The following is a 21,300-nucleotide window of genomic DNA, read 5'->3' as shown; positions in this document are numbered from 1 at the left end:
TCGTCCGACAGCGGCGGCGCGTGGGTGTGCCGGGCCCGACGCCGGATCAGTGTCTCCCCGGGCCCTCCGCGCCCGGCCCGGCGGCAAGTTCCCCCACCACCCGGGCCGTCACCGGGGCCGGAACGCCGTGCCGCTCGGCCGCGCGGAGCAACGCGCCGCCGATGGCGTCCAGTTCGAGGGGGCGGCCCGCCTCGGCGTCGCGTTGCATCGACGACTTCGTCCGCGGCGGGAACGCGTCGTAGCGGGCGAGGGCCTGGGCCGGGTCGGCCGGGCCGCCGCACGCGCGGCTGATCGCGGCCGTCTCCTCCACCAGGGCCGTCAGTTCGTCGCGGTGGCGCGTGCGGACCTCGCCGAGGGGGAGGGAGTAGTGCGTGGTGAGCAGGGCGAAGGGGGCCAGGAACGACATCTTCGCCCACAGGGCCGCCGCCTCGTCGTCCTGGACGCGGACGGCCGGGCCGGCGGCGGTGAGGGCCTCGGCGAGGGCGTCGAGGCGGGCGCGGGGCACCGCCGTACCGGTCAGGTCGATCTCCGCGAAGGGGCTGCCGTGTTCGATGACGCCCGGGGTCACGCGGGTCGACTCCACGCGGATGACGCCCGGGGCGACGCGGTCGGGACGGTAGCGGGCGCGCAGGGTCGCCGGGTGTTCGACGCCGTTCAGGAACGGCACGAGCAGGCCGTCGGCCAGCGCGGGTGCGGGGATGCGCGCCAGGGCGGCGTCGAGGGAGGTGTGCTTGACGGTCACCAGGCACGCGTCGACCGGCTCGCGCAGCCGCGTGTCGGCCTCGACCGGGGCCGTGAAGTCGCCGAAGTGCGTGCTGCGGACCCGGATGCCGTCCGCGCGCAGGGTCCGGGCCGTCTCCTCGCCTGACAGGCAGATCACGCGGTGGCCGGCTCGGGAGAGCAGCGCGGCGAGCAGCCCGCCCACGCCGCCGGGGCCCAGGACGGCCACGCTGAGTTCGTTCCCCATGTCGGGTTCCTCTCGTCGGTCGGCCCCACCGTGGTGGCCGCCTCGCGGAGATCATGGCAGTCGGCGCTGTCGTACGGGGGCCGAAAGGGTGAGACTGGGGGCATGTGCCGGAGTATCAAGACGCTTCGTCCCCCTGCGATGGCCGAGGAGGCCACGGCGGACGACATTCGGGCTGCCGCGTTGCAGTACGTGCGGAAGGTTTCGGGATTCCGTGCCCCCGCCGCTCACAACCAGGAGGTGTTCGACCGCGCCGTGGAGGCCGTCGCGCAGGCCACGGAGGAGTTGCTGGACGGGCTGGAGATCCGGGGAGCCGCCACGCGCCGCGCGAGCTGAGGCTCCACAGCTCCTACGGCATGGCTCCTGCGACGCCCCCGAACCCGTGAGGCCTACGACGCCTCCGACGCCTGCGGCTCCCTGCGCATGACGTACGCCGCCCCCGCCCCCGCCCCGAACAACGCTCCCACCGACACGGCCGTGGCCAGCCAGCTCGCGCCCAGCCAGTGGGCGCCGAAGTAACCGAGGGCGACGCTGTACGCGGCCCAGGTCAGGCCGGCCAGGGCCGACCAGGGGAGGAAGTCGCGGGCGCGGCGGTGGGCGGCGCCCGCGCCGAGGGAGACGACCGAGCGGCCGGCGGGAGCGAAGCGGGCGAGGACGACGAGCGCGCCGCCGCCCCGCGCCAGCGCCGCGCCGAGACGTTCCTGCGCGGCGGTCAGGCGCCGCGAGCGGGAGATCGCCCGGTCCAGACGGGCGCCGCCGCGCCAGGCGAGACGATAGGCGACCAGGTCACCCAGGACGGAGGCGGTGGCCGCGCAGAGGGTCAGCGCCAGGATGTCGGGCACATCGGTGGCCGAGCCCGCGGCAGCCGCCGTGGCCACCGTGATCACCAGGACGCCGCTGGGCAGCACCGGCAGAAACACGTCGAGCAGGATGGACAGGGCCACCACCGCGTAGATCCATGGGCTGCCGATCAGCGACCCCACCTGCTCCAGCACCGCAACTCCCCGTGAGTCCCCCGTGGGCCAGACCGTGCCGCGATGTCGCGCGGGGACGGCAGGAGTGGCCATGACAGCCATACAGCGTACGCCTGGGGTGTGACGGGCGGTTCACGGGGGGCTCGTACGTTCGGTACCGACTGTTCACGTCGTGTCTCAGCTCGTCTCCTCTCGTCCCGAGTCGTCACATCGCCCCCGAGTCGTCACCCGGCTGCGTGTCCCGGAGGGCGCCGGGCGCGGGTGTCCCGTAGCAACAAGAAGGGGCTAAGTCGGACACAAGGTGAGGAACGGTACACACCATGCTGCTGGCAGGGGTATGCGCGAGCGCCGTCGCGACGGCTTTGTTCGCCGGTGGTCCGGGCGGTGTCGAGGCTGTCGAGGGCCACTCGGTGCGGGCGGAGGCCCGTTTCGACGTGCCCGGGGCGGCGGACCGGTCGGCGGCGCTGACGTACGACAGGAGTCTCGTTCCGGAGGGCTCGTGGATCGAGGTGCGTCAGCACACCGCGCCCGGCGGCCCGACGACCGTACGGCTGAAGGTGGCCGGCATGAAGCCCGGCCACGCCTACGGGGTCCATGTGCACCAGAAGCCCTGCGGTGCCGACCCGGAGGCCGCCGGCGGGCACTATCAGCACCGGCCGTCGAGCGATCCGCACCATGTCGGCCCGGACAACGAGGTCTGGCTGGACTTCACGGCCGACCGGCGCGGCGCGGGCGCGGCGAGTGCCCGGCACGACTGGGGCTTCCGGCCGGGCGAGGCGGCCTCGGTCGTGATCCACGACGTGCCGGGCGGCGCGGGGGTGCGGGCGGCCTGCTTCACGGTGCCGTTCGGGCCGGTGGGCGGGGGTGATTAGGCGCCCACCGCGCGCCGGGCAGCGGAACGGCGCCCTCCCGAAGCTGGGAAGGCGCCGTTCTCCTTGGTGGTGTCCGGGCGGCTCAGGCAGCCACCGGCGTCTGCTCCGTGGACCGCTGCCCCTGCGCGGAGGTGCGCCGCGCCAGCAGCCGGTCCACGCCGAACGCGCCGGAGCCCGTGAAGATCAGCAGGAACATGGACCAGCAGTACATGGCCGCGCCCTCGCCGCTGTTCTCGATCGGCCACAGGCCCTGGGGCTGGTGGACCTTGAAGTACGCGTAGGCCATCGCGCCGGAGGATATGAAGGCCGCGGCGCGGGTGCCCAGGCCCAGCAGCACCAGGATGCCGCCGACGAGTTCGATGACGGCCGCGTACCAGTTCGGCCAGGCGCCGGTCGCCGCGGTACCGCCCTTGCCGTCCACTCCTCCGAGGACACCGAAGAGCGCGACGGCTCCGTGGCAGGCGAACAGCAGGCCGATGACGATCCGGAACAGTCCGAGAGCGTACGGCTGAGCGCCGTTGAGGCGTGCGGTCATGTGGGGGACTCCTTCGGGCGGCCGGCCAGGGGAAGGCCGGTCGGGGGACAGAACCGATGAGTAACCCACGTTAGGTGCGCCTAATTGATGCTTGCAAGTTCAACATTTGGCCACTGGTTTACCTCTGCTTGGGTGACTTCCTCGGCCACAACCGCACGTAGAGCGGCTCTCGCCACCGCATCCGCGTCCGAAAGCGTGACCGAATCCACACCTGGTCGGGCCCCCGCCGCGGTCACCCAGTGCACGCCTTCTGTCGGCACTCCGAACGCGAACCGCCTTGTGTGTGCAACTCCTTGACGGTCGATCAGATGGTAAGGGCGTTCCGTGACGTCCAACCCCCCTGTCTCGTAACCATCGGCGGTGTGCGGACGGCACTGGCCCGTCCGCAGCAGCCCGGCGAGGAGCCCGTCGGCCGTACTCCGCAAGTCGGCTTCCGGCAGGCGGGCCTCTATGAGGGTTGTCACACGGACGACCGATCCCGGCACATCGGGTGAGCGCGCCGCCCAGGCGCCGTCCTCCTCCGCCACCTCCAGGCGCGGCCCGAGCACCTGCACCACACCCGCCTCCATCAGGGCCGCGAGCTCCTCGATACGGCGCCGGGGCGGGCCGATGGACAGAAAGGCGTTGAGCGGGGTGTACCAGCGGTCCAGGTGGTCCCGCCGGGAGGCGCCGGCGAGGCCCCCGTGGTCGACGATCAGCCGGAGTTCGTTGCGCAGGTCGCGCAGCACGTCGAGGGCCGCCTTCAGCGGGCCCCGGACATTGCCCAGGGCGGCCTGCGCCGCGTCCTCGCGCAGATACGACAGCAGCCAGTCGCGCCACTCGCCGAGGTGCGCGAAATCCCGTCCGGCGTGCGGGCGGGACACCCGTTCCCAGCTCCAGCGTTCGGCACCGGGCACCCCGAACTCGTCCAGCAGCACCGCCTCTCGGGGGTCGCCGTGCGGCACCGCCAGGAAGAGATCGGTGAACTCCTGGCACCGCCCCGCGGAGTCCGCGGGGTCTCCTGCCCGCCGGAGCAGCGCGGAGTAGTAGACCGTCTCGACCTCCTTCGCCACCAACGGCCATATCTCCGCGAGGAAGTCGGGCGCCTCCCCGGAGTCCGCGCGCTTGCGGAAGCCCGCGATCGTCTCCGGCGTGAGGACGAGCGGGACGTGCCGGCCGTACGGCCCCTTCGCGTTGTCGCCGCGCGCCTGGTACGGGATGCCGCGCCGCGAACCGGCGTACAGCCGTGGTTCCCGGCCGGAGGGGAGGTAGCGCAGGCCGCCGCCCCGGGTGTCCCGGACGAAACGGCCGCCGCGGCCGGTCGTCAGCAGAGCCGTGTGGTCGAAGAAGTTGAGGCCGAGCCCGCGCAGCAGGACGGGCTCGCCGGCGGGGACGGACGACAGGTCGACGTCGGCCGGGTTGGCGGGCGGGATGTGGCGCAGGCCGTGCCGGGCGGCGTGGGCCGCGAGGCGCCGCCCGGCCGGGTCCGCGGTCGCGGGCAGGTGGCCCTGCGCCAGGACCACCGCGGAGAGGCCGGTCAGGGTGCGGCCGTCGTCGAGGGTGAGGGCCTGGTGGCCGCCCGGGGTGTCGTCGAGCCGGACCGCGCGGGCCCGGTGCGTCTCGACGCGCACGTTCGGCGGCGCGTCCCGTACGGTCCTGGCGAACACCCACTCCAGATAGCGGCCGTAGTCGGCCCGGGTCGGGTACTCGTCCGGGTCCAGCGTGCCGCGCGCCCACTCGTACAGGCTGGGCCCCGGGCGGATCGGGCCCGAGCAGTCCACGCTGTCGTCGGTGAACAGGGTCACCTGGCAGGCCACGGTGTTCATCAGCAGCTCGGACGACTGGGCGGTGCGCCAGACGCGGCCGGGGCCCGGCGGGTCCGGGTCGATCACGTGGACCGTCAGCCGGGCACCGGGAGGGAGGAGTTCCGGGGCGGAGGCGCAGAGGCGTTCCAGGACGCTGGTGCCCCGTGGCCCGGCCCCGACCAGGGCGACGGAGACCGGTGGGGGTGTCTCGGCCGGTACGGGTTCCTCGGTCGACGCAGACAAGGGTGGTACTCCCGGGCGTGTGGGGCGCGTGTCGGCGGTCCGCCGGGCGGGAAGCGGACGGTCCGCCTCATCATGCCGTCGCCGGGAGCGGGAACCGAGGCTCGTGGGGAAGGATTGACGCTCCCTGTGGGATGCGTCACTGACATCGCGGGACACGCGGGTCGCAAAGGGGTGGAACAGGTGTGTTACGGGGCAAGTTCGGAGTCCTGGAGCGTCGTCAGACGTGGGCCCGTCCCCTGCCGTGCCTTGGCCTGCTCCAGGCGCAGCCGGGCCGAACGGCCGCGCAGGGTCAGGGTCATCAGCTGGTTGCCGAACCAGGGGCCGCCCGTCTTGCGCCAGGTGACCGGCGGACGGGGGAGCCGGCCGTGCAGGGCGAGGGAGCGTCCGATGGTGCGCGCCACCGCGGTCCAGCCGATGCGGAAGCCCATCCGGATCGACAGCGGGACGGAGTTGTGGACGGGGGAACAGACGAGCTGCACCACCCGGGCGTCGGGCCCGGGGCCGGGCCACGAGGGCTCGGCGACGTAGGCGTGGTGCACATCCCCGGACAGCACGCACACCGTCGCCGGCGCGTCCGGCCCCGAGCCGGCCTCGGCGATCAGCTCCGCCAGCCCGGCGAAGGACTCGGGGAACGCCGACCAGTGCTCCAGATCGGCGGCCCGCCGCACCTTCTCCCCGAACCGCGCCCAGCGCTCGCCCCGTTCACCCCGGCACAGCGCCGCGTTCCACCCCTCGGCGTCGTGCACCAGATGCGGCAGCAGCCAGGGCAGCGAGGTGCCGATGAGGAGGTGGTCGTAGGCCGCGGGTGTGTCCCGGACCTGCTCGCGCAGCCAGGCCTCCTCGCCCGGGTCGAGCATCGCGCGGCTGTCCTCGGCGAGGACGCGGGCCGCCCGGCTGTCCACCATCAGGATGCGTACGCGCCCGAAGTCGCGCCGGTAGCTCCAGCGGGCCGTGGCCGCGTCCTCGTCGGCCCGGGCGGCGAAGGCGCGCAGCACGTCGGTGCCGTCGGGGACCTCACGGACGCCCTCGTACACCGGGTCGGCCGCCAGTTCCTCCAGGGAGAGGTTGCCCAGGTGCTGGTGGACCCAGTACGACATCAGGCCGCTCAGCAGCCGCTCCTGCCACCAGTCGGTGGCCCGCATGTCGGTGAGCCAGGCGGCGGAGGTGTTCCAGTCATCGATCACGTCGTGGTCGTCGAAGATCATGAAACTGGGCACGGTGGACAGCAGCCAGCGGATGCGCGGATCGAGCCACGACTCGTAGTAGAGGTGCGTGTATTCCTCGTAGTCCGCGACCCCGTTGCCCGGCGGTTCGTTCAGGTCGCGGCGGGCCGCCAGCCAGCGCTCGGTGCGGTCGGAGGTCTCGTCGGCGTACACCTGGTCGCCGAGCAGCAGCAGGACGTCGGGCCGCTCGCCCTCCGGGTCGGCCGCGAGGCGGGTGGCGAGCGCGTCCAGGGCGTCCGGGCCGACGGGGTCGTGCCCGCCCGCGGGCGGCGCGGCCCAGCGGCAGGAGCCGAAGGCGACGCGCAGGCCGTCCTGCGGGCCCGGCGCGTGGATCGCCGAGGGCGGGAAGGGGGAGCCGGGCAGCGGCCACACGCGGGTGCCGTCGAGAAGGACCTCGTACGTCGTGGTCGTACCGGCGGTGAGGCCGGTCACCGGGATCAGCGCGTAGTGGTGGCCCGCGATCTGGAAGGTGGGGGCCGAGCCTCCGGCGCCGTCGGCGCAGCGCACCTCGGCGGCGCACGGACGGCTCGTCTCGACCCATACGGTCGCGGACGAGCCGTCGGTGTACCTCAGCAGTGGTCCGAGGCGCAGTCCGGCCATGGTGGTCCCCTCTCCGTCGCCCCGTACGGTACGGAACGACTGAGGTCAGCGGGGAGATCCCGGCCGGAAATACCTGGGTGTCAGCAGCTCGCGAGATAGTTCGTCAGCGCGGACTTCTCGGCGGAGTCGACCGAGAGGCCGTAGTAGTACTTCACCTGGACCCAGGCGCGGACGTAGGTGCAGCGGTACGCCGTCCGGGAGGGCATCCAGGTGGCCGGGTCCTGGTCGCCCTTGGCCTGGTTGACGTTGTCGGTGACCGCGATGAGCTGCGGGCGGGTCAGGTCGTTGGCGAAGGACTGGCGGCGGGACGTCGTCCAGGAGTCGGCGCCGGAGTCCCAGGCCTCGGCCAGCGGGACCAGGTGGTCGATGTCGACGTCGGAGGCGGCGGACCAGGTGGCGCCGTCGTAGACGGAGTACCAGCTGCCGCTGGTGGCGGCGCAGGAGGAGTCCTGCTGGACGTTCGAGCCGTCGCGCTTGAGGACGACCTCACGGGTGTTGCAGGCGCCGGACTGAGTGATCCAGTGCGGGAAGAGGTCCCGGTCGTAGCCGGTGCGGTCCTCGGTGGCCACGGTGAGCGAGGCGAGGTAGGTGCGGGCGGTGGCGGCGCTCACGGGAGTGGGGAGGGCGGCGGAGGCGGCCGGACCGTTGATCAGTCCGGCCGAGGCTATGAGGCCGGTGAGGCCCGCGAGTATGCTGAGCCGTCGACGCGCGTAGAACTTCGGCATACGAACTCCCTTGTGGGGTGGGGGTGTTGGGCGGCGAGCGGGAGAATGCTCGCCGCGCCGTGTTGCGGGGAGATGTGCGTGAGGTGAGAAGGTAGTGACGAGTTCATGACATGACAAGTGTTCGAGGCGGAACTGTCGGTTCGGGGACGTCGCGTACGATGGACGGCGCAGAAGGGGAGTAGCTCTTCGCCGGACCGTCGACATACTGCTCAGCTCGCCTGAGCCGGCGCCCGGAGGCGGTCCTTTCACGGACCCGCCAGCGAGACCTTCGGCAAGCAGTGCACGCCCGTGCCTTCCGGTGCGGGTGCCGTGTGCGCTGCCGTGCCGAGGTGTGTCGCGTGAAGGTTCAGCACTCTCGGTGGGGCAGCCCCGACCGATTGAGGAACCCTTGATCAGCCTGACCGTGACGGCCGTCGTCTTCGGCGTCGTCTTCCTCGCCGAACTGCCGGACAAGACGGCCCTCGCCGGCCTCGTCCTCGGCACCCGCTACCGCGCCTCCTACGTCTTCGCCGGTGTCGCCGCCGCCTTCGCGCTGCACGTCGTGCTCGCCGTCGCGGCGGGCAGTGTGCTCACGCTGCTGCCGCAGCAGCTCGTGCAGGCGCTGACGGGCGTGCTCTTCCTGGGCGGGGCCGCCGTGCTGCTCCTGAGGAAGGGCGAGGACGAGGAAGAGGTCCGCAAGCCGGAGAACCAGTCCTTCTGGAAGGTCTCGGGCGCGGGCTTCATGCTCATCCTGGTCGCCGAGTTCGGCGATCTCACCCAGATCATGACGGCGAATCTGGCCGCCCGCTACGACGACCCGCTCTCCGTCGGCCTGGGCGCGGTGCTCGCGCTGTGGGCGGTGGCCGGGATCGGCATCGTCGGCGGAAAGGCGCTGATGAAGAAGGTGCCGCTGCGGCTGATCACACAGATCGCGGCGCTGGTGATGCTGGCGCTCGGGGTGTGGAGCCTGTGGGAGGCCGTGGCCGGGTGAGCGGGGGCGTGCTGAACGGTGGGTGAACGTCTGCCGGGGGGTCTGGCGCGAAGCGGGGATTGTTTTGTACCGTGAGGGAACAAAGTGGCCCTCGCCCGTTTTCCCTGACCGGCGGGCGGGGCCGCCTTGTCCCTCCGGGGTGCGAGGTGAACCCGCCGTCCGCCCCTTCCGGCGCTGGAACCGCGCCCTGAGCCTTGGAGCAGCCGATGACGGCCACCGCCGTGCTCACCGCCCGTGCCCTCCTGCTGGACATGGACGGCACCCTCGTCAACTCCGACGCCTCGGTCGAACGCGTCTGGCGGCGCTGGGCCGAGCAGCACGGGCTCGACGGGGACGAGGTCATGAAGGTCGTCCACGGGCGGCAGGGCTACGCGTCGATGGCGCTGCTGCTGCCCGGCCGGCCGATGGAGCAGAACTACGCCGACAACGCCCGGATGCTCGCCGACGAGACGGCGGACACCGACGGTGTCGTCGCGATCCCCGGGGCGCCGGAGTTCCTCGCCTCGCTGCGCGGGCTGCCGCACGCGCTCGTGACCTCGGCCGATGTGCCGCTCTCGACGGCGCGGATGGCCGCGGCCGGGCTTGAGCGGCCCGAGGTGCGGGTGACGGCGGAGTCCGTCGGGGCGAGCAAGCCCGACCCCGAGGGCTTCCTGAAGGGCGCCGCCGAGCTGGGCGTGGCGCCCGGGGACTGTGTGGTGTTCGAGGACTCCGGGGCCGGGATCGCGGCGGGGCGCGCGGCCGGGATGACCGTGGTGGGCGTCGGGCCCCGGGCCGCGGTCCACGAGCCCGACGTGGTCGTGGAGGACCTCACGCGGGTGCGTGTGGAGGCGGTCGGCGACGGGACGATTCGTCTGTACGTCGGTTAGTTGCGACTGTACGTCGGTTAGCCGCGACAGCCTGTGGGTTCCCCTGCGCCCCGCTGAGCCTCCGAGGTCGTGGCCACCCGTAATTCGCTTGCCCTTGTCGCGGGTCAACGCTGCACTGTGGCCAGACACCACGAGCCGTGGTGCCGGTCTTTCGAGGAGGCAGCGCGGCAATGGAGATCCGTTCCACGACCGATGAGGATCTCGACGTCTTCGTCGACACCCTCCATGCCGCGTTCGGGCTCTTCCCGGAAACCCCCGTCGAGGGCGGCGGGCTCTGGTGGTCGGCGCTCGAAACGGACCGCTGCCTGCTCGCCCTGACGGCGGACGGGCGGCCCGTCGGCACCGCCGCCACGCACTCCTTCGAGCTCACCCTGCCCGGTGAGACCCTCGTCCCGGCCGCCGGGGTGACCGCCGTCGGCGTCCTGCCCTCGCACCGGCGCCAGGGCGTGCTCAGCGCGATGATGCGGCATCAGCTCGCCGAGCTGCGGGCCGGCGGGGATTTCCTCTCCGTGCTGCTGGCCTCCGAGGCCCCGATCTACGGCAGGTTCGGCTACGGACCGGCGACCTACACGGCGCAGCTGACGGTGGAGCGCCACAAGGGCGCCCTCGCCCTCCCCCGGGGGCGCGGAACGGCCGACGCCCGGGCGACCGGCTCGGTCGAGGTGCTGCGGCGTGCCGAGTGCGGCGAGATTCTGGAAGAGGTCTACGACCGGTATCGCCGCGCCCAGCCCGGCGCGCTGTCCCGGCCGCACCGCTGGTGGACCTTGCGCGCGGGACAGCCCCCGATCTCGCCGGCGCCGCGCTACGTCGCCGTGCACCGTGACAACGACGGCCTCCCGGACGGGTACGCCAGCTACTCGATCGATTCCGGCACCCTGACGGTCGACGAGACCATCACCACCGACGACGCCGTCTTCACGGCCCTGGCCCGGTTCGTACTCGGACACGACCTGGTCTCTCGGGTCGTGTTCAAGCACGTCCCGCCCGGGCACCCGCTGCGCTGGCAGCTCGCGGACTTCCGCGCCGGTGAGGTGAGCGGCGACATGGACTGGCTCTATGTGCGGCTCCTGGACGTCCCCGGTGCGCTGACCGCGCGCGGCTGGTTCACGGACGGCGAGCTCGTCCTCGACGTCGAGGACCCGTTCCTCGGCGAGCACGGCCGCTACCTGCTGACCGTCCGGGACGGCAAGGCCGACTGCGTCCCGACGGGCCGGGAGCCCGACCTGTCCCTGGACGTGCGCGACCTGGGCTCGGTCTACCTCGGCGGCACCGCCCCGAGCACGCTCGTGCGTGCCGGACACATCCGGGCCCACCGCCCGGGCGCGGCCACCCTCGCCGACGCCCTCTTCCGCGCCGAGCGCTCCCCGCACTGCCTGCACTGGTTCTGACCGCGCTCGCAGACCCTGCGCGAGGAGCCGACCTCCGGCCGGCAGGTCAGCCGACGCGGGCGGCGATGGTGCGGGCGCACTCCAGGGACTCGGTGTGGGTCGTGTCCACCTCCAGGTCGTAGCTCACGCCCTCGTGGACGAGCTGTGCCTGTGCCGCGGCCATGCCCTTGACCCGGTCTCCCCGGGCGATCTCACGGGCCGCGGCGACCGCGCTGTCACACCTGACGCCGACCCACAGCACGTCGAGTCCGGCCAGGGCCTTCTGCCATCGCTGCTGGGACGCCGGTCCGCCGAGGAAGACGTCGTCGACGATGACCTTGGCGCCGGCGCGGGCCATGGCGGCGATGCCCTCGGTCCAGGCGGCGTCCAGGGCCCGGAAATCCGCGCCCACGTGCACGCCGCCGTCGGGCGTGAAGCTGATCCCGCCGTCCGAGTCCTTCATCCTCGCGGGCAGCGCCTCGACGAACGAGTCCACACCGAAGGCCGGCCATGGATCGGGCAGCACCTCTTGCAGGCACCGTACGAGTCCGGACTTGCCGGAGCTGGAGCCGCCGTTGAGGACGATCACCTGAGTATTCACGGCGTCAACGTACGGTGCGGGGGTGGTCTACGGCTCCTGGGTTTCGGACTCCAGCTTCGTCCTTGTGTCCCGGTCGTAGACGCCGAGGTCGTCGGTCTGGATGCCGCGTGAGTACTGGTAGTTGCGGACCGCGTCCTGGAGCCGGTCGTCGAAGGTGCCGTCGGTGTCGTCGTCGTAGAGGAACAACTGGCGCAGGCGCGACTGGAGTTCGGTGACCTCCGGGCCGCGGTCGCCGAGGCGCAGGACGGTGGGATTGCCGTTCTGGCGGGAGTTGTCCGGCTTCTTCCCGGGGCTGGTCGCCGTCGCTGACGTCTCGGGCGCCGACGGGGAGGCCGTCTGCGACGGGCTCGGCGAGGCGCTCGACGCGGACGGTGACGGGGAGGACGACGGGCTCTCGGTGCGGGACGGGGCCGGTGGCGGTGCCACGGGGGTCGACGGCGTGGCCGGGGCGCTCTCCTCCGGCGACGAGGGCGCCGCGCTGCTCGACGGGGCGTCCGGCACGCTCGCCCGGATGTCGTCCGGCAGCGCGGTATTCCGGGAGGGCCCCTCGTAGAAGAACAGTCCGCTCGCGTACCCCGCCGCCGTCACCACGGCGACGCACGCCCCGGCCGCGGCGAGGAGGGCGATACGACGCCGCCGGCGCGGCCTGCCGCCGGACTCGGACTCGGCCGGCTCCGGCCTGCCCGGTGCCACGGCCGCCGTCCCGGCACTGTCGAACAGCCGCAGATCGGTGACGCTCGGCTTGGCCCCGTCGGGGGCCAGGGGCGTCGGGAGCACGGAGGTGGCGTCCGGGGCGGGGGTGGCTGCGACGGCGGGCAGCACGGTGGTCGCGTCCGCATCCGGGGTGGCGGCGCCCGAGGCCGGGGTGGTCGGCAGCACGGTGGTCGCGTCCGAGGCCGGGGTGACCGGCAGCACGGTGGTCGCGTCCGGGTCCACCGGGCGCAGGGGCATGGTCGTGTCAGCGGGGGAGGGCGGCGGCGCGACACCCCCGGAGCGCGGGGCCTGAGCGTGCGGGCGGGCGGTCGAGGTGCCGGGCGCGGGCGGTTGCGGGGCGGCTCCCGCAGGGTCCGTGAGCCGCTGCCGCGGGGCGCCGTCGGGTGCCTGGGCGGGGGCTCCGGCATGCGGGGGCATGGTCGGGGCGGCGGGCGAGGGCGTTTGCGCGGCGCCTGCGGTGCGCGAGGCCTCCACCGGGTTCGTCCGGGGCCGTCGCGGGGCCCTGTCGGGCGCCTGCGCGGGGTCGCCGCCGGCGTGCGAGGGCGCGGTCGTGTCAGGGGAGGGCGGCTGCGAAGCTCCCACAGGGGCCGTGAGTGGCTGTCGCGAGGCGCCGGCGGGTGCCTGCGCGGGGCCTCCGGGGTGCGAGGCCTGGGCGAGCGGGCGGACGGTCGGGGTGGTCGACGGGGGCGGTTGTGCGGCCCCTGCGGTGTGTGCGGCCTCTGCCGGGTCCGTCCCGGGCTGTCGCGGGGCCCCGTCGGGTGCCTGCGCGGGGCCTCCGGGGTGCGAGGCCTGGGCGAGCGGGCGGACGGTCGGGGTGGTCGACGGGGGCGGTTGCGCGGCCCCTGCGGTGTGCGAGGCCTTCGCCGGGTCCGTCCGGGCGTGTCGCTTGGCTGCGTCGGGCGCCTGCGCGGGGTTTCCGGTGTGCGGGGTCTGCGTGCGCGGGGTGTCCGGCGAGGCCGGTTGTGCCGCTCCCGCGGTGCGTGAGGCTTCCGTGCCCGGAACCCCTGTACGTGAAGCCCTCGCGCCCGGAACCCCCGCAGGGTCCGTCACACGCCCTCGCGGGGTGCCTTCTGGCTGGGGAGTCGTCGCCGTCGCGTCCTGCGCCGCCGGGCCCTCGGGCCCCGAGGGCCCCGCCCCGTCGTCGAGTTCGACGTACGGGCGGATCCGCAGCGGGTCGAAGTCCTCCGCTGCCGCCGCCTGGGCCGTGCGGGTGTCGCGCAGGGCCTCGGCGGCTCGGTGGGTGCAGGCGCAGGAAGGGGACTTGTCCTGCTGTCTGGGCGCGCCGCACTCCGGGCACGGGTGGCCATTAGGCGGTTCCACGCGTTCCTCCCTCCCCTCGCGAACTCCAGAGATTATCCAGATCTTCTCCACAGTGCGGTCGAGGAGCCCCCGGAATGAACGCTTCCAAAAGGACTCGGCAGGCCATACCCCGTCACACCGGTCACGATGGAAAATGTCACAGGACCCTCGGGAGGTCTCATGGCCGGGGATGTGCACGACGCAACACCGTCACCCGCACCGTCACCTGCGGAAACCCTCGCCCCAGAACAGGTGCCGGGGAATGTGCTGGTCTCCATCGGCGCCCTGCTCCTCGGCATGCTGCTCGCCGCACTGGACCAGACCATCGTGTCGACCGCGCTGCCCACCATCGTCAGCGACCTCGGCGGCATGGACCACCTGTCCTGGGTCGTCACCGCCTATCTGCTGGCCGCCACCGCCGCGACCCCCCTGTGGGGCAAGCTCGGCGACCAGTACGGCCGCAAGAGGCTGTTCCAGACGGCGATCGTGATCTTTCTCATCGGCTCCGCGCTGTGCGGCACGGCGCAGGACATGACCCAGCTCATCGCCTTCCGGGCCCTGCAGGGACTCGGCGGGGGCGGGCTGATGGTGTTGTCGATGGCGATCGTCGGGGATCTCGTGCCGCCTCGCGAACGCGGGCGGTACCAGGGGCTGTTCGGGGCCGTGTTCGGCGCGACCAGTGTGCTCGGGCCGCTGCTCGGCGGGCTGTTCACACAGCATCTGAGCTGGCGTTGGGTGTTCTACGTCAATCTGCCCGTCGGCGTCGTCGCGCTCGCCGTGATCGCGGCGGTCCTGCACATCCCGCGCCGGTCGCGACGGCACGTCATCGACTACCTCGGCACCTTCCTCATCGCGGCCGTCGCCACCTGCCTGGTGCTGGTCGCCTCCCTCGGCGGCACGACCTGGGGATGGGGGTCCGCGCAGCTCGTCGGGCTCGCCGTGCTGGGCGTCGTCCTCGCCGTCGTCTTCGTGGCCGTCGAGCGACGCGCCGCCGAACCCGTGCTGCCGCTGAAACTCTTCCGCGTCCGCACCTTCACCCTCGCCGCCGTGATCAGTTTCGTCGTGGGCTTCGCCATGTTCGGCGCGATGACCTACCTGCCGACCTTCCTCCAGGTGGTGCAGGGCGTCAGCCCGACCATGTCCGGCGTGCACATGCTGCCCATGGTGGCGGGCCTGCTGGTGGCCTCGACGGCCTCCGGGCAGATCGTCAGCCGTACCGGCCGCTGGAAGGTGTTCCCGATCGCCGGCACCGGCGTCACCACGCTCGGGCTGCTCCTGCTCCACCAGCTCGACGAGGACAGCTCCACCCTCGAGCTGAGCGGCTTCTTCCTCGTCTTCGGGCTGGGCCTCGGCCTGGTCATGCAGGTCCTCGTGCTCATCGTGCAGAACGCCGTCCCGTACGAGGACCTGGGCGTCGCCACCTCCGGTGCGACCTTCTTCCGCTCGATCGGCGCCTCGTTCGGCGTCGCCGTCTTCGGCACGATCTTCGCGAGCCGGCTCGGCGGCCAGCTCACCGACGCCTTCCGGGGCGCTCGGCTGCCGCCCGGCGTCTCCGTGGACGCGCTGGAGGCCGACCCGCGCGGCATCGCCGCCCTGCCGCCCGGCCTGCGCCCACCGGCCCTGCACGCCTACGCCGTCTCCATCACGGACGTCTTCCTCTACGCCGCCCCGGTCGCGCTCCTCGGCTTCGTGCTGGCCTGGTTCCTCAAGGAGGACCGGCTGCGCGGCTCGGTCACCGCGCCCGACGTCACCGAGACCCTGGCCAGCAACCCCGTCGAGCGGACCTCGTACGACGAGGTGTGCCGCGCGCTGTCGGTGCTCGGCACCCGCGCGGGGCGGCGCGAGATCTACCGGAAGATCACCGACCGGGCGGGCTACGACCTGCAGCCCGCGGCGAGCTGGCTGCTGCTGCGGATCCGGAGGTACGGCGAGGTGGAGCCGGCCATGCTGGCCGAGAGCATGCCCGTGCCGCTGACCGTGATCATCGAGGCCGCCCGCCAGGTCGAGGAGCGGCAGCTGGCCGTGCGCGAGGGCCTCGGCCTGGTCCTCACCGACCGGGGGCGCGAGGTCGCCGAGCGGCTGGCCCAGGCCCGCGAGGACTCCCTCGCCGAGCTGCTCGGCGACTGGTGGGGGCCCGGCCGGCCGACCGATCTGGTCCAACTCGTACGGGAGTTGAACGGCGAACTGTGCGGGTCGCGGCGCGAGCGGCCGTACGACGAACGGCCCTACGAGGAGCGGCGGGTGGAGCGGATGGGCTGAACGGGGCCGTACGTCCGGTGGTTCAGATGAGGGACTTGGCGAACCAGTGCTCGGCGTATTTGTCGTCGTTGTACCGCTCGGTCTCCGTGTAGCCGAGCCGGGCGTAGAGGGCGCGGGCCTCGACGAGGTCGCCGCGGGTGTCGAGGATCAGCCGTGCGGCGCCGAGCGTGCGGGCGGCGTCCTCGGCGGCCCGGACCAGGAGCGGGGCACCGCCTCTGCCGCGCTTCGACCGGTGCAGGAACACCCGCTTGAGCTCGGCGGTCGTGCCGTCGTACAGCCGTACGCCCGCGGTGCCGGCCGGCTCACCGCCGTACCGGGCGACCAGCAACTGCCCGCACGGTGGCGCGAGGTCGGCACCCGGCTGGGCGGCGATCTCCCGCTCCAGCTCCTCCGGGTCGGTCCGGCGGCCCTCGTGCAGCAGGTACCAGCGGTCGCTGACCTCGGTGTAGTACGCCCGCCACAGAGCGGCGGCGACGGGGGAGTCGTACGGTTCCGGGGCCACGGTCCAGTTCATGAGCGCATTCTCGGCCAGTGCCGCACCGTGCCCGCAACCGGATATGTGTGACCGCCGTGTGCCGTTTGGGGGCGGGTTTCCGGGCTACCCGGTCGGCGAACCGGCTCGCGAGGAAGGCCGGTTGGGCCGAGAACCCGGAAGGCATCCATGTCCACTGGCCTGATCATTGCTCTGATCGTGATCGCGGCGGTCGTCGTCATCATCGCGGCAGCCATGACCCTGCGCGCCCGCGGGCCTCGTCGCGGCCCGAGCCTGAAGCGGCGCTTCGGACCCGAGTACGACCGGGTCGTCGCCCGCCACGACGGCGACGCCAAGGCCGCCGAGCGCGAACTCACCGAACGTGTGCACCGCCACGGCGACCTGCGCGAGCGGGCGTTGGAGCCGGCGCAGCGCGAGCGGTACGAGGCGCGCTGGACGGCCGCCCAGGAGCGGTTCGTCGACTCGCCGCGTGAGGCGGTCGCCGAGGCGGACCGGCTGCTCGCCGAGCTCGCCGGCGCCCGGGGCTTCCCGGACGGCGGCCAGTACGAGGAACAGCTCGCCGCGCTGTCCGTGCACCACGCCCATCACGTCGACGGCTACCGGCGCGTGCACCGTGCGGCACATCTGCGCGCGGAGGACGCCCGCGACGGCGGCACCGGTACGGAAGACATGCGGGAGGCCATGGTGGCGGCCCGCGCCCTGTTCGAGGAACTGGTACGGCCGGCCCGCCACGACGGCGGAGCCGGACGGCACGAGGACGGACGCCACGAGGACGGACACCGTCGTGCCGGACTGAACGGCGGCCGCAAGGCCGCGACCACCCGCGGCGGGCACATGCCGTGGGCGATCAACCGACGTCAGGCGAAGGAGAGTTGAGGCAATGTCCGACGTGACCCGACCGCCCGGCGAGAACACCGCCGCCGCCCCCGACGCCCGAGGCGAGAGCGCCCTGGGAACCGGCCACGGCACGACCCCGCGCACGGACCGCATCGAAACGGACCGCACCGACACGGTCCACGGCACGACCCCGCGCACGGACCGCATCGAAACGGACCGCGGTGACGCGCCCGGCGTCGGCGCCGAGCGCGCGACCGGCACCAGCACTACGGGCACAAGCACCGCCCGCAAGGGCACCGGCACCCCCGGCACCGCCCGCGAGGGCGCGCACGCCCACCTCTTCCCCCACGACGAGTCCGACAAGCTCGGCCTGCAGTTGCAGCACGCCGTCGCCGGGTTCGTCGACGGGCCCCGGGCCTCCGTCGAGGAGGCCGACCACGTGCTGGAGGAGATCGCGGCCCGGTTCACCGAGGCCGTGGCGCAGCGCCGCCGCACCCTGCGCCACTCCTGGCAGTCCGTCGAGAGCGGCGAGGGCAAGCCGGTGTCGAGCGCCGACACCGAGCAGCTCAGGCTGGCCCTGAAGGACTACCGCGAGCTGGCGGAGCGGCTCCTGCACGTGTGAGAGGCGTTCACCGGTCCGCCCGGCGCTCCCGCCACTGCCGTACGACGTCCTCGACGTCGTACGGCTTCTTTCCCAGCGGGGGGCCGGGCGGCGGCTTGAACATCATCTCGCGGATCTTGTCGTTGATCTCCGTGATGATCTTCCGGGCGATCCGTTCCGAGGGCGCCGCGAGGGCCGCGGGCAGCGCGTCCTCGGCCTCCTTGCGCAGCGCCAGCGCCGGCGGCAGGACGGAAAGGCCCTCGCGGGCCATCTTCCGCTTGATCCACCACAGTTCGTCGTAGGCGGTGTCCACGTCGGCCGGCAGCGGCTTGCCCGCCCCCGGCAACCGTTCGAACTCGCCGCGGGTCTCAGCGTCACGGATCTGCTTGTCGACCCAGGACTCGAAGTCGACGCCGGGTGGCTTTCGCTCGGTCATGAGGCCATTGTGCCGGACAGCGTGCAGTCGGGCGTTCTATCATGCGGCGGGCTCAGGACCTGTCTGACACACAGGCCCTGACAGACCCACCAGGACGTCTCAGGAGGAGCGCACGTGCTCGAACTCACCATGGCCGCCGTGTCCCCGGCGGAGGAGGGTGCCACGGCCGGCATGCTCATGGCCGACGCGCCCAGCGAGCCGGGTGCCGTGCTGCGGGTGGGCCGCGACAAGTCGGTGTGCCGGCTCTCGACACCGGACGACTGGCTGTTCGTCTCCCGCGTCCACCTGGAGTTCCTGTGCGGGCCCGAGGGGACCTGGCAGCTCACCTGGCTGCGCGGCTCCCAGCCCGACCCGTCCTCCGAAGTCCGGCTGACGGTCGGGGAGTACGCCCAGCCCCTCGCCTACGGCGGCACCGTCCCGCTCCCCCGGGGCGGCAGCGGCGAGATCATCATCCAGGACCGCACCGCCCCGCGCAGCGTCAACGTGGGCTTCTACCACGAGGTCTGATCCCGACCCGCCGGTCTCAGGCCAGCACCCGCGCCACCGCGAACCCGTCGTAGCCCTTCGTGCCGACGGTCTGGATCGCCGTCCCGCTCAGCCTCGGATGGCTGCCGATCAGTTCGATCGCGGCGCGGGTGCCCACCACGTCCGAGGCCGTGCTGCCGGCGTCGGTCACGCGGCCGCCGCGTACGACGTTGTCGAGGACGATCAGGCTGCCCGTGCTGCTGAGCTTCACGGCCCACTCGACGTAGTGCGGGTTGTTGGCCTTGTCGGCGTCGATGAAGACCAGGTCGAACGGGGGCGGGTTCTCGTCGGCCAGCTTGGGCAGCGACTCCAGGGCCGGGCCGACCCGTACCTCGACCAGCTTGTCCAGACCGGCGCGGGCGATGTTGCGGACGGCGACCTCGGCGTGCACGGGGTCGTACTCCAGGGAGACCAGCCGCCCGTCGGCGGGCAGGGCGCGGCCCAGCCAGATGGTGCTGTAGCCGCCGAGCGTGCCGATCTCCAGGATGTGGCGGGCGCCCTGGATCTGGGCGAGGAGCTGGAGGAGCTTGCCCTGGTTCCCCGCGACGTTGATGTGCGGAAGCCCGGCGGCGTCGCTGTCGCGCAGCGCCGCCGCCAGGTCTTCGTCGTCCGGTGCGAGGTGGGCGGTGAAGTAGGCGTCGACCTCGTCCCAGACGTGCGACTCGCTCATGCGCCTCTACCTTTCGTACGCATAGTTAGCTTCCCTAACTACTGACGCTGTCGAAGATAGTTGGTGCGGCGGTCCGCTGTCAGGGGGATTTCACCCGGCGTGTCTCATTCCGCCACGGACGGTGCCGAGCCAGGCAGGGGGCGTCCCGCCGACTCCGTCATGCGCCACACCGCGAAACCGCCGATCACGGCCGCGGCCATCATGTAGTACGCGGGCATCATCATGTTCCCGGTCGCGCCGATCAGGGCCGTCACCACCAGCGGGGTCGTGCCGCCGAACAGCGACACGGAGACGTTGAAGCCGATGGAGAGCGAGCCGTAGCGGACCCGGGTCGGGAACAGCGCCGGGAGTGCCGAGGGCATCGCCGCCGTGAAGCACACCAGCAGCATGCCCAGCGCGCCCATGCCGAGCCCGACCGCGAGCAGGCTGCCCTCGCGGATCAGCAGCAGGGCCGGGACGGACAGCAGCAGGAAGCCCGCACAGCCGGCGGCGATCACCGGGCGGCGGCCGACGCGGTCGGTCAGCGCGCCCATGAACGGCTGGGCGATCATCATCAGCGCCATCACACCGAGGACGACGAGCAGACCGTGCGTCTCGTCGTAGTGGAGCTCGCTGGTCAGGTAGCTCGGCATGTACGACAGCAGCATGTAGTCGGTGACGTTGAAGACCAGCACCAGGCCGACGCAGAGCAGCAGCGCGCGCCACTGGCCGGTGATCATCTCGCGCAGCGGCACCTTGGGCCGGTTCGTCTCGGCCTTCTCGACCTCGGCCGCGAACGCCGGGGTCTCCTCCAGGCGCATCCGCAGATAGAGGCCGATGATGCCCATCGGGCCCGCGATCAGGAACGGGATGCGCCAGCCCCAGGAGGTCAGGTCGTCGGCGGAGAGCAGGGCGGTCATCAGGGTGACCAGGCCCGCGCCGCCGATGTAGCCGGCGAGGGTGCCGAACTCCAGCCAGCTGCCGAGGAAGCCGCGCCGCTTGTCGGGGGCGTACTCGGCGATGAAGGTGGAGGCGCCCGCGTACTCGCCGCCGGTGGAGAAGCCCTGCACGAGGCGGGCCACGAGGAGCAGGATCGGGGCGCCGACACCGATCGTCGCGTACGACGGGATCAGGCCGATCGCGAAGGTGCCCGCGGCCATCATGATCATGGTGAGCGCGAGGACCTTCTGACGGCCGACGCGGTCGCCGAGCGGGCCGAAGACCATGCCGCCGAGGGGGCGGACCAGGAAGGCCGCGGCGAAGGCGCCGAACGTGGAGAGCAGCTGCGCGGTGGGGTTGCCCGACGGGAAGAAGACCTTGCCCAGGGTGACCGCGATGTAGCTGTAGACACCGAAGTCGAACCATTCCATCGCGTTGCCCAGCGCGGCCGCCTTCACGGCGCGCTTGACGAGCGCGGGGTCGGTGACGGTGGTGTCGTGGGCCTTCGCCGTGCGGCTCTTGAGCGCGGACGTGGGAGCAATGACTGAGGCAGTCACAAGACTCGCTCGCCTACCTTTCATCGGGGACAGGGACGCGGTCCGCGCGGCGGCGCTGTCGAACGGGCCGAAAAAGCGACGATAGGCGGAGAATGCCCGCTCACGGGCGGTACGCCTTTCGTTGCAGGGTGCATCTAAATGCCGTGTATGCAGGCACGTATGCCCAGCTGGGGGCGGTCCCCACGTGATCTTGATGTGATCCTTCTCGCGTCCACGAGAGGCAACCGCGGGCCTCGCGCACTATCGTCAACCGGACGAAGGGTGCAA

21 protein-coding genes are annotated in these 21,300 nt (G+C 72.5%); 9 read left to right on the top strand and 12 right to left on the bottom strand.

What is annotated here, in order from left to right; genetic code table 11:
* Positions 1 to 46: 46 nt before the first annotated feature.
* A complete protein-coding gene (locus OHU35_RS12915; protein WP_405505337.1) occupies positions 47 to 967 on the bottom strand; it encodes a ketopantoate reductase family protein in 921 nt (306 codons plus the stop codon).
* 102 nt (positions 968 to 1,069) lie between these two features.
* On the opposite strand from OHU35_RS12915, the gene OHU35_RS12910 reads away from it, so the two are divergent.
* A complete protein-coding gene (locus OHU35_RS12910; protein ID WP_189724824.1) occupies positions 1,070 to 1,300 on the top strand; it encodes a DUF2277 domain-containing protein in 231 nt (76 codons plus the stop codon).
* Between the two features lie 53 nt (positions 1,301 to 1,353).
* Here the strand turns inward: OHU35_RS12910 and OHU35_RS12905 are convergent, their stop codons facing one another.
* The gene (locus tag OHU35_RS12905; protein WP_189724823.1) at positions 1,354 to 1,959 is read right to left on the bottom strand and encodes a DedA family protein; all 606 of its coding nucleotides are present in this window, start codon (positions 1,957 to 1,959) and stop codon (positions 1,354 to 1,356) included.
* A gap of 299 nt (positions 1,960 to 2,258) precedes the next feature.
* On the opposite strand from OHU35_RS12905, the gene OHU35_RS12900 reads away from it, so the two are divergent.
* Positions 2,259 to 2,810, top strand: a complete 552-nt coding sequence (locus OHU35_RS12900) for a superoxide dismutase family protein (RefSeq protein WP_189724822.1) — start codon at positions 2,259 to 2,261, stop codon at positions 2,808 to 2,810.
* A gap of 82 nt (positions 2,811 to 2,892) precedes the next feature.
* Here OHU35_RS12900 and OHU35_RS12895 read toward each other — a convergent pair whose 3' ends face one another.
* The 4 genes from OHU35_RS12895 to OHU35_RS12880 form a co-directional block, all read right to left on the bottom strand.
* Positions 2,893 to 3,345 carry a DoxX family protein gene (locus tag OHU35_RS12895; protein ID WP_189724821.1) on the bottom strand — a complete coding sequence of 151 codons (453 nt, stop codon included), beginning with the start codon at positions 3,343 to 3,345 and terminating at the stop codon, positions 2,893 to 2,895.
* 80 nt (positions 3,346 to 3,425) lie between these two features.
* A complete protein-coding gene (locus OHU35_RS12890) occupies positions 3,426 to 5,372 on the bottom strand; it encodes an FAD/NAD(P)-binding protein (RefSeq protein ID WP_189724820.1) in 1,947 nt (648 codons plus the stop codon).
* A gap of 185 nt (positions 5,373 to 5,557) precedes the next feature.
* Entirely contained in the window at positions 5,558 to 7,195 is a 1,638-nt protein-coding gene (locus OHU35_RS12885; RefSeq protein ID WP_189724819.1) for an alkaline phosphatase D family protein, read from the bottom strand.
* Between the two features lie 80 nt (positions 7,196 to 7,275).
* Positions 7,276 to 7,920, bottom strand: coding sequence for an HNH endonuclease family protein (locus tag OHU35_RS12880; protein ID WP_189724818.1), 645 nt, complete (start codon positions 7,918 to 7,920; stop codon positions 7,276 to 7,278).
* 388 nt (positions 7,921 to 8,308) lie between these two features.
* Between OHU35_RS12880 and OHU35_RS12875 the strand changes: the two genes are divergently transcribed.
* From OHU35_RS12875 to OHU35_RS12865, 3 genes are all read left to right on the top strand, one after another.
* Complete coding sequence (locus tag OHU35_RS12875) at positions 8,309 to 8,890, top strand: TMEM165/GDT1 family protein (protein ID WP_189724817.1); 582 nt, start codon at positions 8,309 to 8,311, stop codon at positions 8,888 to 8,890.
* A 206-nt stretch (positions 8,891 to 9,096) separates the two neighbouring features.
* Entirely contained in the window at positions 9,097 to 9,756 is a 660-nt protein-coding gene (locus tag OHU35_RS12870; RefSeq protein ID WP_359896318.1) for an HAD-IA family hydrolase, read from the top strand.
* A gap of 170 nt (positions 9,757 to 9,926) precedes the next feature.
* A complete protein-coding gene (locus OHU35_RS12865; RefSeq protein WP_405505336.1) occupies positions 9,927 to 11,144 on the top strand; it encodes a GNAT family N-acetyltransferase in 1,218 nt (405 codons plus the stop codon).
* A 46-nt stretch (positions 11,145 to 11,190) separates the two neighbouring features.
* On the opposite strand, the gene cpt is transcribed toward OHU35_RS12865, so the two are convergent.
* Positions 11,191 to 11,724: a chloramphenicol phosphotransferase CPT gene (gene cpt, locus OHU35_RS12860; protein ID WP_405505335.1), complete on the bottom strand. Its 534-nt coding sequence runs from the start codon at positions 11,722 to 11,724 to the stop codon at positions 11,191 to 11,193.
* Positions 11,725 to 11,751: 27 nt separating this feature from the next.
* A complete protein-coding gene (locus OHU35_RS12855) occupies positions 11,752 to 12,675 on the bottom strand; it encodes a peptidoglycan-binding protein (protein ID WP_405505334.1) in 924 nt (307 codons plus the stop codon).
* Between the two features lie 1,242 nt (positions 12,676 to 13,917).
* Between OHU35_RS12855 and OHU35_RS12850 the strand changes: the two genes are divergently transcribed.
* Positions 13,918 to 15,996 (top strand): DHA2 family efflux MFS transporter permease subunit, encoded by a 2,079-nt coding sequence (locus tag OHU35_RS12850; protein ID WP_405505333.1) that lies wholly within the window; start codon positions 13,918 to 13,920, stop codon positions 15,994 to 15,996.
* 22 nt (positions 15,997 to 16,018) lie between these two features.
* Here the strand turns inward: OHU35_RS12850 and OHU35_RS12845 are convergent, their stop codons facing one another.
* Positions 16,019 to 16,510, bottom strand: coding sequence for a GNAT family N-acetyltransferase (locus OHU35_RS12845; protein WP_405505332.1), 492 nt, complete (start codon positions 16,508 to 16,510; stop codon positions 16,019 to 16,021).
* A 147-nt stretch (positions 16,511 to 16,657) separates the two neighbouring features.
* Between OHU35_RS12845 and OHU35_RS12840 the strand changes: the two genes are divergently transcribed.
* Both OHU35_RS12840 and OHU35_RS12835 read left to right on the top strand, forming a co-directional pair.
* The gene (locus OHU35_RS12840; protein ID WP_189724810.1) at positions 16,658 to 17,365 is read left to right on the top strand and encodes a hypothetical protein; all 708 of its coding nucleotides are present in this window, start codon (positions 16,658 to 16,660) and stop codon (positions 17,363 to 17,365) included.
* Between the two features lie 4 nt (positions 17,366 to 17,369).
* Entirely contained in the window at positions 17,370 to 17,948 is a 579-nt protein-coding gene (locus tag OHU35_RS12835) for a hypothetical protein (RefSeq protein ID WP_189724809.1), read from the top strand.
* Positions 17,949 to 17,955: 7 nt separating this feature from the next.
* Here the strand turns inward: OHU35_RS12835 and OHU35_RS12830 are convergent, their stop codons facing one another.
* A complete protein-coding gene (locus OHU35_RS12830; RefSeq protein WP_189724808.1) occupies positions 17,956 to 18,363 on the bottom strand; it encodes a DUF1992 domain-containing protein in 408 nt (135 codons plus the stop codon).
* A gap of 114 nt (positions 18,364 to 18,477) precedes the next feature.
* On the opposite strand from OHU35_RS12830, the gene OHU35_RS12825 reads away from it, so the two are divergent.
* Positions 18,478 to 18,870 (top strand): FHA domain-containing protein, encoded by a 393-nt coding sequence (locus OHU35_RS12825; RefSeq protein ID WP_189724807.1) that lies wholly within the window; start codon positions 18,478 to 18,480, stop codon positions 18,868 to 18,870.
* A 16-nt stretch (positions 18,871 to 18,886) separates the two neighbouring features.
* On the opposite strand, the gene OHU35_RS12820 is transcribed toward OHU35_RS12825, so the two are convergent.
* Positions 18,887 to 19,558 (bottom strand): O-methyltransferase, encoded by a 672-nt coding sequence (locus OHU35_RS12820; RefSeq protein WP_189724806.1) that lies wholly within the window; start codon positions 19,556 to 19,558, stop codon positions 18,887 to 18,889.
* A gap of 104 nt (positions 19,559 to 19,662) precedes the next feature.
* Positions 19,663 to 21,057 (bottom strand): glycine betaine/L-proline transporter ProP, encoded by a 1,395-nt coding sequence (gene proP / locus OHU35_RS12815; protein WP_189724805.1) that lies wholly within the window; start codon positions 21,055 to 21,057, stop codon positions 19,663 to 19,665.
* Between the last annotated feature and the right edge of the window lie 243 nt (positions 21,058 to 21,300).

Origin of the sequence: Streptomyces purpurascens (assembly GCF_045040895.1) — a bacterium.
Taxonomy (GTDB): Bacteria; Actinomycetota; Actinomycetes; order Streptomycetales; family Streptomycetaceae; genus Streptomyces; species Streptomyces purpurascens.
This window is presented reverse-complemented; position numbering and strand designations above follow the sequence as displayed.